Annotated in this window: 12 protein-coding genes and 1 tRNA gene; 4 read left to right on the top strand and 9 right to left on the bottom strand. The window is 35.6% G+C overall.

Going from position 1 to position 16,070, the window contains the following annotated elements; translation table 11 throughout:
• Positions 1-75: 75 nt before the first annotated feature.
• Positions 76-152, top strand: a tRNA-Asp gene (locus tag M1F25_RS03910).
• 273 nt (positions 153-425) lie between these two features.
• Here the strand turns inward: M1F25_RS03910 and M1F25_RS03915 are convergent.
• From M1F25_RS03915 to M1F25_RS03955, 9 genes are all read right to left on the bottom strand, one after another.
• The gene (locus M1F25_RS03915) at positions 426-707 is read right to left on the bottom strand and encodes a helix-turn-helix domain-containing protein (RefSeq protein ID WP_004905402.1); all 282 of its coding nucleotides are present in this window, start codon (positions 705-707) and stop codon (positions 426-428) included.
• A 560-nt stretch (positions 708-1,267) separates the two neighbouring features.
• Positions 1,268-1,762 carry a FidL-like protein gene (locus M1F25_RS03920; RefSeq protein WP_004905400.1) on the bottom strand — a complete coding sequence of 165 codons (495 nt, stop codon included), beginning with the start codon at positions 1,760-1,762 and terminating at the stop codon, positions 1,268-1,270.
• Complete coding sequence (locus M1F25_RS03925) at positions 1,755-2,480, bottom strand: winged helix-turn-helix domain-containing protein (RefSeq protein ID WP_164455000.1); 726 nt, start codon at positions 2,478-2,480, stop codon at positions 1,755-1,757. Before M1F25_RS03925 ends, M1F25_RS03920 begins: the two co-directional genes overlap by 8 nt.
• A 525-nt stretch (positions 2,481-3,005) precedes the next feature.
• Positions 3,006-3,683 carry a fimbrial protein gene (locus M1F25_RS03930; RefSeq protein ID WP_181489329.1) on the bottom strand — a complete coding sequence of 226 codons (678 nt, stop codon included), beginning with the start codon at positions 3,681-3,683 and terminating at the stop codon, positions 3,006-3,008.
• Positions 3,684-3,777: 94 nt separating this feature from the next.
• Positions 3,778-5,394 carry a fimbrial protein gene (locus M1F25_RS03935; RefSeq protein WP_094962153.1) on the bottom strand — a complete coding sequence of 539 codons (1,617 nt, stop codon included), beginning with the start codon at positions 5,392-5,394 and terminating at the stop codon, positions 3,778-3,780.
• 25 nt (positions 5,395-5,419) lie between these two features.
• Complete coding sequence (locus tag M1F25_RS03940) at positions 5,420-7,915, bottom strand: CS1-pili formation C-terminal domain-containing protein (RefSeq protein WP_181489331.1); 2,496 nt, start codon at positions 7,913-7,915, stop codon at positions 5,420-5,422.
• Between the two features lie 19 nt (positions 7,916-7,934).
• Positions 7,935-8,618: a hypothetical protein gene (locus M1F25_RS03945; RefSeq protein ID WP_181489333.1), complete on the bottom strand. Its 684-nt coding sequence runs from the start codon at positions 8,616-8,618 to the stop codon at positions 7,935-7,937.
• A 94-nt stretch (positions 8,619-8,712) separates the two neighbouring features.
• Complete coding sequence (ecpA, locus tag M1F25_RS03950) at positions 8,713-9,321, bottom strand: common pilus major fimbrillin subunit EcpA (protein WP_004905392.1); 609 nt, start codon at positions 9,319-9,321, stop codon at positions 8,713-8,715.
• Positions 9,322-9,418: 97 nt separating this feature from the next.
• Positions 9,419-9,724: a helix-turn-helix domain-containing protein gene (locus M1F25_RS03955; protein WP_004905391.1), complete on the bottom strand. Its 306-nt coding sequence runs from the start codon at positions 9,722-9,724 to the stop codon at positions 9,419-9,421.
• Between the two features lie 1,716 nt (positions 9,725-11,440).
• Between M1F25_RS03955 and tkt the strand changes: the two genes are divergently transcribed.
• From tkt to pgk, 3 genes are all read left to right on the top strand, one after another.
• Entirely contained in the window at positions 11,441-13,435 is a 1,995-nt protein-coding gene (tkt, locus tag M1F25_RS03960) for a transketolase (protein WP_004905389.1), read from the top strand.
• Positions 13,436-13,747: 312 nt separating this feature from the next.
• Positions 13,748-14,767 carry an erythrose-4-phosphate dehydrogenase gene (gene epd / locus M1F25_RS03965; protein ID WP_004905387.1) on the top strand — a complete coding sequence of 340 codons (1,020 nt, stop codon included), beginning with the start codon at positions 13,748-13,750 and terminating at the stop codon, positions 14,765-14,767.
• 92 nt (positions 14,768-14,859) lie between these two features.
• Positions 14,860-16,023 (top strand): phosphoglycerate kinase, encoded by a 1,164-nt coding sequence (pgk, locus tag M1F25_RS03970; protein ID WP_004905385.1) that lies wholly within the window; start codon positions 14,860-14,862, stop codon positions 16,021-16,023.
• Positions 16,024-16,070: the final 47 nt, after the last annotated feature.

Genomic DNA, 16,070 nt, shown 5'->3' on the forward strand with positions numbered 1-16,070 from the left:
GATTTAACAAGAAAAAGTGTTGACGGGGTCCTTAAGTATTCGTAATATGCATGGCGTTCCCAGTAGGGAACATCAGGAGCGGTAGTTCAGTTGGTTAGAATACCTGCCTGTCACGCAGGGGGTCGCGGGTTCGAGTCCCGTCCGTTCCGCCAAATTATAACGCCACGCTAATATATTAGCGTGGCGTTTTTTTTATCATGACTGTATTTAACTGCATTAAGAGTTCCTTTCTTTTTGTATCACTTTTTTGTTGAATGATACATTTTTTGCTTCTAATGACTTCTTTGAGTTAATTTTTGATATAATGAGATCTATAAATAATAGATTTATGAGAATAATTCATATTCTTTTTAATCATATTAACTATTCTTAGGTTTTGTCGCGATTTTATCGAAATGTATAAGTTTGAGTTTTTTATGACTGTATTAATAATAATTCGCATGAACTCTAACTAAGATAACAGATCTGAAATAATCTAACCAATCTTTACCTAATGCTTTAAGGTATATATGAAGGCTATCAATAGAAATAGCAGATTGGCCATTCTCATACCTTGATATTTGTTGTTGGCTCAAATTTAATAATTTTCCTAATTCTGTTCCTGTTAATGATTTTTCAATACGTGCGGATTTCAAGTATTTTGCGGTAGCCATAACAATATCTAGGTCATTACTTTTATTCAATTCTTTAGTATTGATATATTTCATTTCATATTCTCTCTATTAGGAACTTATTATTTTAAAGTTAGCTATTAAAGATGGCATTACTTTAAATTTTTTGATTTTCTCTATGAGGAATAGATTATATTTTTTAGTTACCAATGTGAAATTGTTTTAATGAATCAAAAATAGTTTATTTGATAGCTTTAGTCTATTGATATAGGTGTAAATAATGAATATAGACTATTGAATCAAAATATAGGTTTTTATAATCCAATAAAAACAATGCGTTATGTCAATCTTAGGGATTGGCTTAAAAGTGAGAATATAATAAATAATAAATGAAAAAAATGCATTTATAGTCGTATAAAAGTAAGTATTTATATTTTTACATAAAATTACAAAAAAATATTTATAGATTAAGTTGAAATAGTGATTTATTTAGGGTTGATTTGGTACTTATCGGTAGGTAGCATATAAATTTAATTATAGGTAAAAGTATAATCAAGCCTGCTTAGTTGGAGAAAAAATGAAAAGGTTAATAGGAATCAGAGATGTAATATTAGCGATTACCTGAGCTAACTACTTTATAAGTAGTTAGCTATGTGTTAAATTGTATTTAATTTATCTTGCCTGCTACAGACAAAATAAGGGCCAAACGAACTGGAAAAAAGGTACCAATCAGAAGTTATCTCATCAATTTCTACATATGCAATTGAGTTTAGATTGAATGCTTTAAAATATTTTTCGAATATATCATCAGGAACATTGTCATTTGAAGATTTTCTATCATAACTTATGGTTAACTTTAAATCTTTTATATACTTTCTTGATGATTGATTGAAATGAACAACTCGATTAACAGTATATGTCTTATCAGTTGTAATTGTTCCTAATAATTTAATATATCCACTGTTATCATTGTTTTTTACTAATTTCATATTTAGTGTATATGATGATTTATTATTAGCTAATATGAAATTAGAGGAAACAGTTGCTTCACAATATTGTGTTTTACTTTTTTCTAAATTCAAGTTAAATAACAAGAAAACGATAATTAATGAAAATAATAGTATCAATGAATATAGTGTTTTATTAGTCATTTTTATCCTGCCAATTTACTCTTGTTGAAATGCATTCTTTATTTTTTTTGCATTTTACTAATAAGCTATGTTTGTTTTTACCTAAGTTTTGTATATTGTTATAATAATAAAAAACATCAGAATCTTCACAGGTTAAGTTAAAATCAATTGCTTGTTTGCTTATTGTGTCACTCATGTTTTTTTCATAGTTATCTTTGAACCCATAAACAGGGCAATCTCCAATTGTGCTAATTTTGTATGACTGTATTGATGCATATGGAAATTTTATTGCATAAATTTGATTTATAAGGTAAATAATCACCAAAAGTAAAAAAACACTAATTATCAATAATGTTTTTTTAATAATATGATTTTTATCACTAATTAATAGTGATTTGTTAGATTTATTGCTTGAAGTGGGAGGGGGGGCTAGGCTTTTCTCTATTTTATTATTGAATTTGGCAATCGATTCTTCAATTTGAATTTCAGAAGAGATAACAAGGCCTTTTTTTGATATGCTTAGAATTGCATTTTCAACTAAAAGCTGTTGATGTAATACTTTTCTTAATGTACTAATGTATTGGTTAAGGGTGTTTATCGAAACTTTTAGGTCATATTTATTTAGTATTTTTTTTAGTATCTCTTCACGAGTGATAGTCGTTTTATTATTCTGAATTAGTATTATAAAAATATAATTCAACACGGGTGTTAATTTCATTACACTGAGTTCTGTGTCCACCCTAAATATTTCACCTAAGTCAGAATTATATTTTATTATGTTGTTCAGTATATATATCATACATGACTCTTATTTAGTTATTAAAATATGTGCTTAGTTTGATCACTTTAGCTAACATGATAGTCATTGATTTTAAAGTAATTATATCAGTGTAATATACTACTCTTTTTTTGAGAAGAAAATATGAAAATAAATTTTTGTTTATAACGATTGGTTATATATGTAATGACAAAAATTTCAGTGTATTGTATTAATGAAACTGACATTTTTTGTTTTGATGTTTTATATACAGATAAAAAGCAGTATTAACCACTATTTCAAGTCATGGAAACCTAAATTAATTTGCTATTTTTAATAGGCGGAAATGATTTTTTAGAACTGAATTTTATGAATTTGTAATGCTTTAAGGTAATTATAGATACAGAGTACCTGTCGAATTATGATTAGGTAATTCAATGTTTATTTTAATAGTAGTATAGCCAAATTTGTCATTTTATTTTTTTAATTAATTGATATGATTGAATTTTAGGTGCAGTTGCCAATTGGGTAATATTTATCAAATATTACAATATATTTACGGCTTTTCTTTTTAAGACGCTCATCTTTAGATTCTTGGCCGGGTAATAAGTAAAATATATAAGGCTCGGAATCATCATTAGCATCACAGTTTTCATGTAAGAGCGCTCTAAAATAGGTATTACCCGTATTTTTTAGAATACTAGTGCTTGGATTAAGCTCATATTTAAAATCTGGTTTTTTAGGTCTCACAACAAAATAGGTTTCTAGGCTAACCGTTGGATAAAATAAAGGTCGCTTTTTTTGTTCATTATCACTACGCATATCAAGAGGGGTTTCGCTAATGATAATCTTATAATAGCGCTCGGTCTCATCGGCTTCTCCTCGATAAAAAATCTTAAAAAATTCTTGTTCCCCAGGTAATAAAATTTTCTTCAATGGAGTAAAAATAATCTCGCCGTTATGGAGAGGTGCCCCATGTTCTTGGTTACCTGGTTTATCAATTTTGTAGGCACTAAAATTATATAAATTAGTTTTATCTGTGTCGTTGATGTATGGCTTAGAAAAAAACTCTTGCCCTGACTCCATCGAAGAAATATCTGCATTGATATATAAAGCAATAGCATTATTGCAAGACACTGATAGCAAAACCAATAATAGGATTTTAAGTAAATAAAATGGTTTCATATTAAAAAATCCAACTAAAATTTAAGAGTATATGGGGTTCAATAAAAGGGCCACTTGAACTTTTACAAGTAGCCCTAAAAGTAGTCATTAGATATTATTGAATATCGGGCCCAGTCCAAATTGCTTTGACAGTTATTGTGCCACTTGCAGAAACGGTTCCTAACCAATCAATACCATCCAATGTAAAAAATGATTCAGAGTCATTCATTGGGAATGATAAATCTAAGTTAGTTCGATAAAAAGATCCTAAATCCTCATTAGGTCTATCCCATGGTGTTTCAGACCATAATGCATTTTTTAATGAAATTTCATTATTATCACAACTTGCTCGGTGTGATTCTTTAGTACCATTTTCATTTTTAAATGAAAGATAAGCGGAAAAAGGGACATTAAGTTTATTATCGCTCGAGGTAAATAAGCAGTATGACTGTCCTTTTAATGTTGTGTTTGGTCCTTCAACTTTTGCCGTAATAGAATCCGCTTGCCTTGGCCCGCTAGTCGTGACGATATAATTAAATTCTATCGGTGGTTCATCATTGCCGACTTTTCCTGTTTTGGATTGGTTTGGATTAAAATCTGCAGGAATAATGCTAATTCCATAATCTCTCGGCTTAATTATTAAGAAATTTGAAGGTGTAAATTCGTAAAATCCAGATTGAGGAAGTGGTGATTGAAAACCAAAAGTATATACACTATCAGCAAGTGTGACTGTTGAATTAGGTGAAGCGTCAACAATTGATTTTAAATATTCATTTGAGAGAAAAACTTCAATATTTTGTGAACCATTATTAAAGATCTCTGACATGTTTGTTGTTGATGACCAATTTGTCCAGCGTGTGCTGTTACTTCCTTTATATTGAATAAGTGCAGCACGGGGGTCCCTAGCTAAACCTAACTTTGCACTATCAATATACATACGAACTGTAAATGTTCCGCCGATAGATTGTCCTTGGGTTTCTAATTCAACCAACTTACAAATAATTCCAGAAGTATTTCCAACAATCCCTGTCGAGCAAAAATTAGAACCGAGTCCAATAGTTGGATTGCCATTGCTATCCACAAAGACTTCTTGTAAGGCGCCCGTTCCTTTTAGAATAATATTGCCTTTTTTATTGGTTGGAATGTAGTGTTGTTGTGTTGTCGTTCTTCCTCCACTCGTCATACAGGTCGTATTACTTAAATCATAATCGTCGCGGCTTGTGCAGGTTCTTAAATCAAAAGTATATTCTGTTCCTGGTGGTATTTCGGCTAACCAGCGATAAAAAGATTCAGAAAATATCGGTCTTGAATATCCAGACTCACCCGGTGTTCCTGTTTGTTGGATTTTATATGCACCATTATCTCGTAACTGCTGAGCTGACCAATAAGACGTTGCTGGGCAATTTCGGTTATTTGTCATGCAACGATTTCCGATAAAAGGTTGGCTTACGGGAGAATTTTCTAACCAGATATCACCTGTATTATATGTTGAGCTAAAAGGTGTTCCTGTATATCCCATATAGCCTAAACTATATTGTCTATTGCGCTGGTATTTTGTGAATACATTTGAGCCCGAGAAGCGAGGGTCAACTCTATTAGCAACAATAAAGAATTCGTTATCAACTTGGTTTTCAACAATGACATACTCTTGTAATGGTGCTGTTGCAGAAAACGAATTCGGTATTAGAACCGAAAATGAAATAAAAAGTGCTGTTATCGATAATAATCGCATATTAAATTAGCCTTTAAAGTGATAATTAACGTTTAGCAAATGCTTCTTGAGGTTCACATGTCACCTCACCGACCCACAATGCACCACGTGCACCTTGAAGGTTTAAATCTGCTTCGCAAATTGTTTGCTGATCATCTTGTAATAACGATATCACTGGATATCGGACGTCAACATCCATGGAAAACTCACCATTTTGGTCCGTTTTTGTTCGACCAATATGATTTCGAATTGAGGCATATTTTATATATTCACCATTTGGTGATTTCAGACGACCAAATACCGTGACTAGTTGCCTTACCTCAGGTTGATAAAGAGCAATGTTTCCTGGGTATAATGTGACGGATTTATTTCGCCCTGAGACAATATCAAAGCTGTCTTTTGATTTTCCGTCATTCATTAACTGAATGTCATAATCCGAATAAGGGGATAATGGAATAAAGGTATTTTTTCCGCTAATTGGGTAATTTTGCCCATTTACTTTTGCGACCATGCTGCCGCTACCTTTTATATCGGAATTAATAATGACGCCTGATTTACCTTGCTGCCCACTTGGCATGATCATGCCGTTGCTATATGCCACAGAGCCACGAGAGGTTAAATTGCCATTAAGTCTGTTATTATCGGGGCGATTAATCGTTACGGTACCTGAATTATATTTAGTATCATAAGAAGCATAGCCTAATGTTGAAAAATTGGATTCACCATTATCTTTATCTCGGACTAATTTGGAGACAGAAACCCCTGCATTGGTAATCACCGAATTTTCAAAATTTTTATTCGCATAAATATTTGCTTTCACATTACCATTTGTTGAGGAAACACCCGTACTCAACCATGTTGATAAAGGTAAGGAAAAATCGAGGTTAATATATTTTTCGTTGGTACTATTTTGGTTATCATAATGATAGCGCTGTACACCCGCTCTTAGCCCCACCGTTCCATAACGGCCAGAGAATAATGTATTCGCATATTCATAGTTAATTGAATCACTGCCAATACGGCGATCTTTAGTATTACTAATAGTCAGTGACCCAGTTCTATCAATTATTTTGTCAAAATTAATGGTTCCGCCATAAGAATAACTGTCAGCATCATAAAGTGGTAAATCACCAGTCACTACAGTTTTTTCTTTAGATGCCCATAAAGAACCATAACCTTCCGGTATATTGACAGAAAGAGTCGCAATATTACGATAACTGCCATGGTTTTCTAGCATGCCTTGCCAGTTAACTGAGATATAGTTATTTAAAGCTGCATTGATACTCGTTTCTTGTACAACAAATTTATCAAACCCATAATTTGACATTTGAAAACGCACGCCAGACAATACAGGGAAGTTATAAGCAAAAGAGGCTCCGATTAAATGGCTTTTACTCGGAGTTTGACTCGTTGAGCCTTCATTTCTTACATAATTGCGCTTATCAAAGTCAATATAACCACCATAAATTTCCCAATTGAGTTTATCAAAACCGCCCGTTATCGCACCGAAGGATTTATTAATTGTTTGGTGCTGTGTTGTGACAATTTTGCCATCGATAACTGTCTCAATAGTGACGTCGTAAATACCATAGGGTAGTACACTGGTATCAACTTCAAAATTACCCATTGGAAAATTTTGAATATTTAATAATTTACCTTGCCGATAAATGCGTACTTCGCCTGGGCTATTTAAAAAAGCATAAATCGGCGTAAGTGATTGCTGCTTATTTGTCACCATACTTGAGGAATTGTTTCCTATTGATGCCGCATAAATTTTACTGCTGCTAAGGGTAGTTAAGCTGGCAATAGACTGTAAATTCCACGTACTCATGAGCCCAAGTGCAAAACGAAATCCGTTGAAATCACGCTCATACATTGCACGATACAGCTCAACATTAGAATTAGATTTTCCAATGCTATATGCTGATGCATTTACATTAAAGTGATGTTCCGCAGCTGCGAATAATGTATCTAAATTGAAATAGCTGCTGGATGTATCTTTTGAATCTTTAACACGGCTCTGGAATACCCCTAAATCATAGTTAGCTACCGCTGAAAATGAATTAACTGAAGAATTTCCTAGTACAGATTGCCGCGCATGTTCTTTTGGCGAAAAAGCAGCTTTATCAACATCTAATGATAAATTAAAAGAAGAAATGTTTAATTGAAGGGTTGCATTATTATCAATAATAATACCATTACTTTCATTAAAAATGGCATCCTTTTTTTCTTCAAGTTTATCAACTAGTAAATTATTTAATTTCGCACCTTGCTCATTTTCAATGAGATGAATACTTGATAATTTAATATTACCATGATCGATTACAATAACTGCATCTGCAATTTTACTTTCGCTCTGATTGGTTGCTGCATCATCATTTAGTCGTAAAAAAACAGGTACAGACATTCCTTCTTCCAATGCACTAACAAATGCAGGAGGAATAATATATCCACCGATCTTAACGCTTTTCATTTCATTGGCATTAATTGTATTCGAAAAAATAATACTTAATATTGATAAAGCAATAGCACTCTTACGCATAATTTAAGTCCATTCTTAATTATTTGACAACAATGAACTCTCCTTTGTGCCAAATACCTACGCTTGATTTTTTATTTGTGACATCGACAAATTGTAATTTGACGGCTAAGTTTGGCATGAGGTAATAACGCTCGCGACAAATACCATCCACTCCGTATTTTTGTTTTTCTGCTAAACAAGGGCCTGAAGCCACTACACGGAAGGTGCTATTTCCAGTATTTGAAACTTGGGAATTAGTGTATTGATAATTAAAGTTTTCAATTCTTGGTGCGACAACGAGTATTGTGCTAATTGTTGCTGATGTTGTTGCTGATGCCGATTTCGCACTTTGTGTAACACCACTCTCGCCAATAGGATCATCTTTCCAATTTAATCGATAGTAACGTTCTTTATTATCTTTTGGGCCTTGATAAATTATCTTAAATATATCTTTTGCATGCCCTGGAAGAATTAAATTAGCGGGTGTTGATAATATTTCATTAGGATCAGTAACTGTAATTACTTTTCCAGTATCAAGTGGTGAATCTATTTTTTCTATCGTTAAATTTACCAATCTTGCTGTATCTACTGTATTTTCAATTTCTTTAGATAAGGTGTCTTCATTCGATGATATTATTTCAGTAATATTTCCCACGTTGACAGCAAAACTGCTTTTTAATGGTAACCATGATAATAAAATTAATGCTAATGTTATCTTTTTCATAATCGCAAATTTCAAAAATGAATGACGATAAAGATATTATTTCCCTATAGTATCTTTATCGTAATATTTAGTTATCTAATAAGGGGATATTGAATTAAGGAGCTGGCGTGAAATCACCGTCCCAAGTTGCAGTAAATTGAACTTTAACATCACCATCCCATGTACCATCAGTCAGTGCTTTAAAGTCAGTCGCTGCACCATCAGCTTCAGCGCCAGCAATAACAAAGGTGAATTCACCGCGATCTGCTGCACGCTCAGAGCCATTATAGATGCCATCAGCCGCTAAATTGTCTAAACCAGAAGTTAAACCGGTTGATGTATCAATTAATACTAAATCATTATTTTTAGTCAAATCTTCGCCATTCCATTTAACCCCAACAGTTAATTTAGAATCGTCAGTTGTTCTTGCTAATGTATTAGCAATAATTTTTGACGCTAATTTAAAATCTGTTGCACCAGCTTGGCCTTGAATAGCGATATCAAATGCTCCATTCTGTTGGTTAAAGCTTTTTTGGCCTTCGGCATAATTAAAAGTTAAACTTCTTAATGGAGTTACAACTAACATACTTGTCGTGTCTTTAATTGCAGTCGCTTGCCATGTTGCTGTTGCTTGAGCGGTACGTGTATCTGCATTTGCAGCTGTAGCAAAAGAAGCTGCGATAATTGTTGATAACAATACAGAAGCCATTTTTTTATTTAACATACTAATCTCTCTTTTTATATTGATAGAAAACAATAGTAAAATTAGTTATTTAATTTTTACATATTGATATGGTTTTATTGAATTTAAAATGGAATATTTAAATATCTTTCATGCTGTTTAGTAATATTTCGATTGTTTTTTTACTTAAATTTATATTGTTTCTTTTATTTTCTTCAGAGAAACAATCAATATAGTAAATCATTTCAATCCATCTTTTGTCTAAAACGGTTAATATTTCATTTAATTGATCTAGCGATAATGAACTGCTACCAGTTTCATAGCGAGATACCTGTTGTTGGCTAATGTTAATTAATTCTGCCAACTGTTTTCCTGTCATGTTTTTTTCTTTGCGTGATTTTCGTAAATAATTTCCTACATGACTACTAATTATATTAGCTTTCATTTTTTCAGCCTCTAATATTAATAGATCTATTTATATGATATTCGTTAGCTCACTTGCTTGCTTAATTGAGTGTTATAATAAATACATTAAAAAAAGAGTAAATGGCAGGATTTCTATTAAAAATATACTTTTAATAGGTTTTTTCTATTAACTCTGTTTTTTTTAGCATTATCTAATTAAAAAACATCTTCTCACCAGTTTAATTGGTTAAAAATACACTTAATAGTGTTGAAATCAGGGGGATCAATAAAAAAATACACTAAATAAGCGTAAAATTATTATAATTGTTAACAAATGTATATTTAATTAAGAAGCATAAAGAATCTACATTGAAAGTTACAATTTATTACAATTAAAGGGTGGGAAAAATTTAGAATAAAGGTAGGAAACCAGTTATATTGGTAAAATTATAATTTGTAATTTGTTTTTAGCCCTCTTATTTATTAATAACTCAACTAACTAGTTTAATGTGTATGATGTTAAAATTACACTTTGCTAACTAGATATATGATATGACATCAGTGTCTAGTAGGTTGATACTATAGTATCAACTTTTTAATATCATGACCCTATTGTGCACATGGGGTTTAGACCTGAAATTTTGTCTTACAGGCCAATTTATTTTCTATAGTCTCATCAGGTATTTTACCAGTGAAAATAGAATCAGCGATAGGTTACTACGTTCTCTAGTGCCCCTTATTTTAATTTCAGCAATATCAATTATGATGTCTTTATCTGTGGATGTCGTGTGCTATAGAAATAATAATGGGAAAGCTTCCTCTTTGTAATTAGGTCACTAAATGAATATAGGTTTTGTAGTGCCTAATACTATACACGTTTGTTCTAAAAGCAATTCTTCACTTAGAGATTCGCTAATTATTACTTAATAAGTTAGATATACCGATTTACCTAACCGCTAATTAAGATTGCACTGCGGGCTTTTGAAAGCCACTTTTATTCAAAACTATACATATAAGAACTGTGATCTGTATAGGAATTTCTGTTGTAAAAACGTTGGTTGTTAGAAGTGCACGCACTATCTATATATGATGAGCAATCTAGATAAGCTTTGCAGAATAGCTTATCTAGATTATTTTGAACGATTCTTATTTTCTCCTTGTTAGGTGTGGAGATAGACCATTCTATAGGCTATAGGCAACTGCGATTAGCCAGTAATATTTATTGCTACTGTTTTTTCAATTCATGTTACTTCTATTTATTTCTAATCATTGGAAGGGTTGGGTATTTGACTTAATCTAAACAAAAATATTCGGGCATATTGAGGCTTTTTTTTGTCTAAAACTTTGCCAATTATCACTAATGTGGCAGCTAAATGCGCTAGATGCATAAATCACCTTGATCCCAGACACTGAACTCAGGTTTAATAAGGTTAGTCACTTGCGCAAAAATGTAAGCATTAAGGGATATTTTGCGCAATGGAATGGATTCAGCTTTGCGGCAGTTCAATTTATTAGCGATCTGCTGCCATGAACATAGCAAATATTGCGGTATGGGTAGAATTGGGTTACTTTCAATCGCTCTATTCGTGAAATGCTCAATTTGTTGTCGATGTGCTATGGCTCCTTAAAGTAGGGAACATATGGGATACATCGCTAAATTGATGTTTTCATGTTACAGCGAAATTAAAGTAGCACTATCCGTATTGCGTTGTAAAAATTGGTTTAAGTACGTTTTTATCCTACCTGGAGTATACTGATGACGACTCGTAAAACCCTTGCTAATGCTATCCGCTTTCTAAGTATGGATGCGGTTCAAAAAGCAAAATCAGGGCATCCTGGCGCGCCAATGGGCATGGCTGATATTGCTGAAGTACTGTGGCGTGACCATATGAATCATAACCCAGCTGACCCACACTGGGCAGATCGTGACCGTTTTGTACTGTCAAACGGCCATGGCTCAATGTTGATTTATAGCTTACTGCACCTCACTGGTTATGACTTATCTATTGAAGAGTTAAAAAATTTCCGCCAATTACACTCTAAAACACCGGGCCACCCAGAATATGGCTATACTCCAGGTGTTGAGACAACAACCGGTCCTTTAGGTCAAGGCATTGCAAATGCAGTGGGTTTTGCGATTGCAGAACGTACATTAGCAGCGCAATTTAACCGCCCTAACCATGACATTGTTGACCACCACACTTATGTGTTCATGGGTGATGGTTGTATGATGGAAGGTATCTCGCACGAAGCGTGTTCTTTAGCGGGTACACTGAAATTAAATAAACTGATCGCATTCTATGATGACAACGGTATCTCTATTGATGGTGAAGTTGAAGGTTGGTTTACTGACGATACCGCTGCACGTTTCGAATCTTACGGTTGGCATGTTATCCGTGATATCGACGGCCATGATGCATCACAGATCAACGCGGCAGTGAATGAAGCGAAAAGCCAAACTGATAAACCAACACTGATTATGTGTAAAACTATTATTGGTTTTGGTTCACCAAACAAAGCGGGTTCTGAGTCTGTTCACGGTGCGCCTTTAGGTGATGCTGAAATTGCAGCAACTCGTGAAGCTCTGGGGTGGAGCTACGGCCCATTCGAAATTCCTAAAGATATCTATGAAGCTTGGGATGCTCGTACTGCAGGTAAAGAAAAACAAAGCGCATGGGATAAAAAATTCGCCGCGTATGCAGCGCAATTCCCTGAACTAGCTGCGGAATTCACTCGTCGTATGAATGGTGAATTACCTGCTAACTTTGACGCGGATGCGAAACAATTTGTTGAAAATCTGCAACAAAACCCAGCAAATATCGCAAGCCGTAAAGCATCACAAAATGCATTAGAAGCATTTGGTAAAGTATTACCTGAATTTATGGGCGGTTCTGCGGACTTAGCGCCAAGTAACTTAACCATGTGGTCAGGCTCCAAAGCACTGAACGTTGACCCAGCGGGCAACTACATTCACTATGGTGTTCGTGAATTTGGTATGTCAGCTATCATGAACGGTATCGCGTTACATGGTGGTTTCATTCCTTACGGTGCGACATTCCTGATGTTCGTTGAATACGCACGTAATGCGGTTCGTATGGCAGCACTGATGAAAGTGCGTAGCATCTTTGTTTATACTCACGACTCTATTGGTCTGGGTGAAGATGGCCCAACTCACCAACCGGTTGAGCAACTGGCAAGTCTGCGTGTGACACCAAATGTCAGCACATGGCGCCCTTGTGACCAAGTTGAATCTGCTGTGGCGTGGAAATATGCTATCGAACGTAAAGATGGCCCAAGCGCATTAATCTTCTCTCGTCAAAATTTAGAGCAACAACCTCGTACTGCTGAGCAATTAGCCAATATTGAGAAAGGGGCTTACATTCTGAAAGATTGCGCAGGCACGCCTGAGTTAATCTTTATTGCGACAGGTTCTGAAGTGGAACTGGCCGTTAAAGCGGCTGAGCAATTAACATCAGAAGGCCGTAAGGTCCGTGTTGTTTCTATGCCATCAACCGATGCATTTGATAAACAAGATGCGGCATACCGCGAAGCTGTTTTACCTGCCAATGTGACAGCACGTGTTGCTATCGAAGCGGGTATTGCAGATTACTGGTTTAAGTACACTGGTTTAAACGGTGCTATCATCGGTATGCATACCTTTGGTGAATCTGCTCCTGCCGAAGTTCTGTTTAAAGAATTCGGTATTACAGTAGAGAAAGCGGTCGAAGCTGCTAAATCTTTACTGAAATAAAATAAGAAGGAATGAGTCCCGAATTTTGGTTCCCATTTCTAATTATCTTGCTGAACAACGCCCAGTGATAAGCTAGGCGTTGTTTTTTTGTGCACCAATATAGGATTTTCTATTGCGTTCTGTAAATATATCCCTTAATCTAACCTTAGATAAGCTGAACCGTTTCAGTCATGTATTGCTGAATGAAAATATTTTTTAAAAATGTCGGTTGAAGCACACTTTTGATGTTTGACAGCTAAAATGAGCAGTAGAGTTGGTGTGAGTCAGTTATCCTTAGCAACCGTGTGATTTTGCTCAGATACAAGGTGTAGAATGGCAATCAGGGTAGCAATAAACGGCTTTGGCCGCATTGGTCGAAGTGTTCTAAGAGCGTTGTATGAATCTGGCCGTCGGGCAGAGATTATCGTGGTGGCGGTTAACGAACTTGCTGAACCTGAAGGTATTGCGCATTTGCTGAAGTATGATTCCAGCCATGGGCGTTTTGCTTGGGATGTACGGCTTAACGGAACACTTTTACAAGTTGGTGATGATAATATTCGTTTATTTCATCAACGTGAGCTGCATGAGTTGCCTTGGAAAGAGCTGGGTATTGATGTCGTTTTAGATTGCAGTGGGGCTTATGGCTCACGGGATGATGGGTTACTGCATTTAGCAGCAGGGGCGAAAAAAGTGTTATTTTCTCATCCTGGTACTGACGACCTTGATGCCACTATCGTTTATGGTGTTAACCATGAAAGCCTAACCGCTCAAGACAAGATTGTTTCCAATGCTTCTTGTACCACCAATTGTATTATTCCAATTATTAAATTACTTGATGAGGCATTTTCGATTGAATCGGGGACAGTGACGACGATTCACGCGTCAATGAATGACCAGCCCGTTATCGATGCCTATCATAAAGATTTACGCAGAACTCGCGCAGCGAGTCAGTCTATCATTCCTGTTGATACCAAATTAGCCGCAGGAATTACACGAATTTTTCCGAAATTTAAAGACCACTTTGAAGCCATTTCTGTTCGTGTACCGACGACGAATGTGACAGCGATTGATTTGAGTGTTACCGTACATGACGATGTTTGTGTTGAAAAAGTCAACCAACTACTGCGAAGCGCTGCACAAGGGCATTTTCGTGGTATAGTGGACTACACAGAATTACCGCTAGTCTCGATGGATTTCAATCATGATCCACACAGTGCTATTATTGATGGTACACAAACGCGAGTTAGTGGTAAGCATTTAATTAAAACCCTGGTTTGGTGTGATAACGAATGGGGGTTTGCTAACCGGATGCTAGATACAACATTAGCAATGGCAGCGACAGGTTTAAACTAATTGGCGACTGACAGACAGCAGGGCATGATAACTTTATTGTTTTGCACAGTCGCTGATGGAAACTTTATAGAGAATCAACGAGAGGATTCACCATGTCTGTAATTAAGATGACCGATTTAGACTTAGCGGGTAAACGCGTATTCATCCGTTCTGACTTAAACGTTCCTGTAAAAGATGGCAAAGTTACTTCTGATGCGCGTATTCGTGCTTCATTACCAACAATTGAAGCTGCTCTGAAACAAGGCGCTAAAGTCATGGTCACTTCTCACCTTGGTCGCCCGACCGAAGGCGAGTACAACGAAGAGTTTTCACTGCAACCTGTTGTTGACTATCTGGCCGATAAAATGGATTACCCAGTCCGTTTAGTTAAAGACTACCTTAACGGTGTTGACATCGAAGCTGGCGAGTTAGTTGTGCTGGAAAACGTTCGCTTTAATAAAGGCGAGAAAAAAGACGACGAAACGCTGTCAAAACAATATGCGGCATTGTGTGATGTTTATGTGATGGATGCGTTTGGTACGGCTCACCGTGCACAAGCGTCAACACATGGTGTTGCTAAATTCTCTCCAGTGGCTTGTGCTGGCCCACTACTGAGTGGTGAGTTAGAAGCATTAGGTAAAGCATTAGATAACCCAGCTCGCCCAATGGTTGCGATTGTTGGTGGTTCTAAAGTGTCAACTAAACTGACTGTATTAGATTCTCTATCTAAAATTGCAGACCAGTTAATTGTTGGTGGCGGTATTGCGAATACCTTTATCGCAGCGGAAGGCAACAATGTTGGTCGCTCATTATATGAAGCAGACTTAATCCCTGAAGCGAAAAAATTACTGGCAAACTGCCAAATTCCAGTACCGACTGATGTTCGCGTTGCAACTGAGTTCTCCGAAACTGCACCTGCAACTCTGAAAGCAAGTACTGAAATTAAAGACGACGAACAAATTCTGGATTTAGGTGACGAATCTGCACAGCGTTTGGCTGAGATCCTGAAAAATGCCAAAACCATTCTTTGGAATGGCCCAGTAGGCGTGTTTGAGTTCCCTAACTTCCGTAAAGGTACTGAGATCGTTGCAAAAGCGATTGCTGATAGCGACGCATTCTCTATCGCTGGTGGTGGTGACACCCTAGCGGCTATCGATTTATTCGACATTGCTGACAAAATTTCATATATCTCTACTGGTGGCGGTGCTTTCCTTGAGTTCGTTGAAGGCAAAAAGCTCCCTGCCGTTGTGATGCTAGAAGAACGTGCTAAAGCGTAATTAATTGTTCATACACAACAGGCAGCGTAGGCTGCCTGTTTACCACA

This window comes from Providencia sp. PROV109, assembly GCF_033681625.1.
GTDB classification, from domain to species: Bacteria; Pseudomonadota; Gammaproteobacteria; order Enterobacterales; family Enterobacteriaceae; genus Providencia; species Providencia hangzhouensis.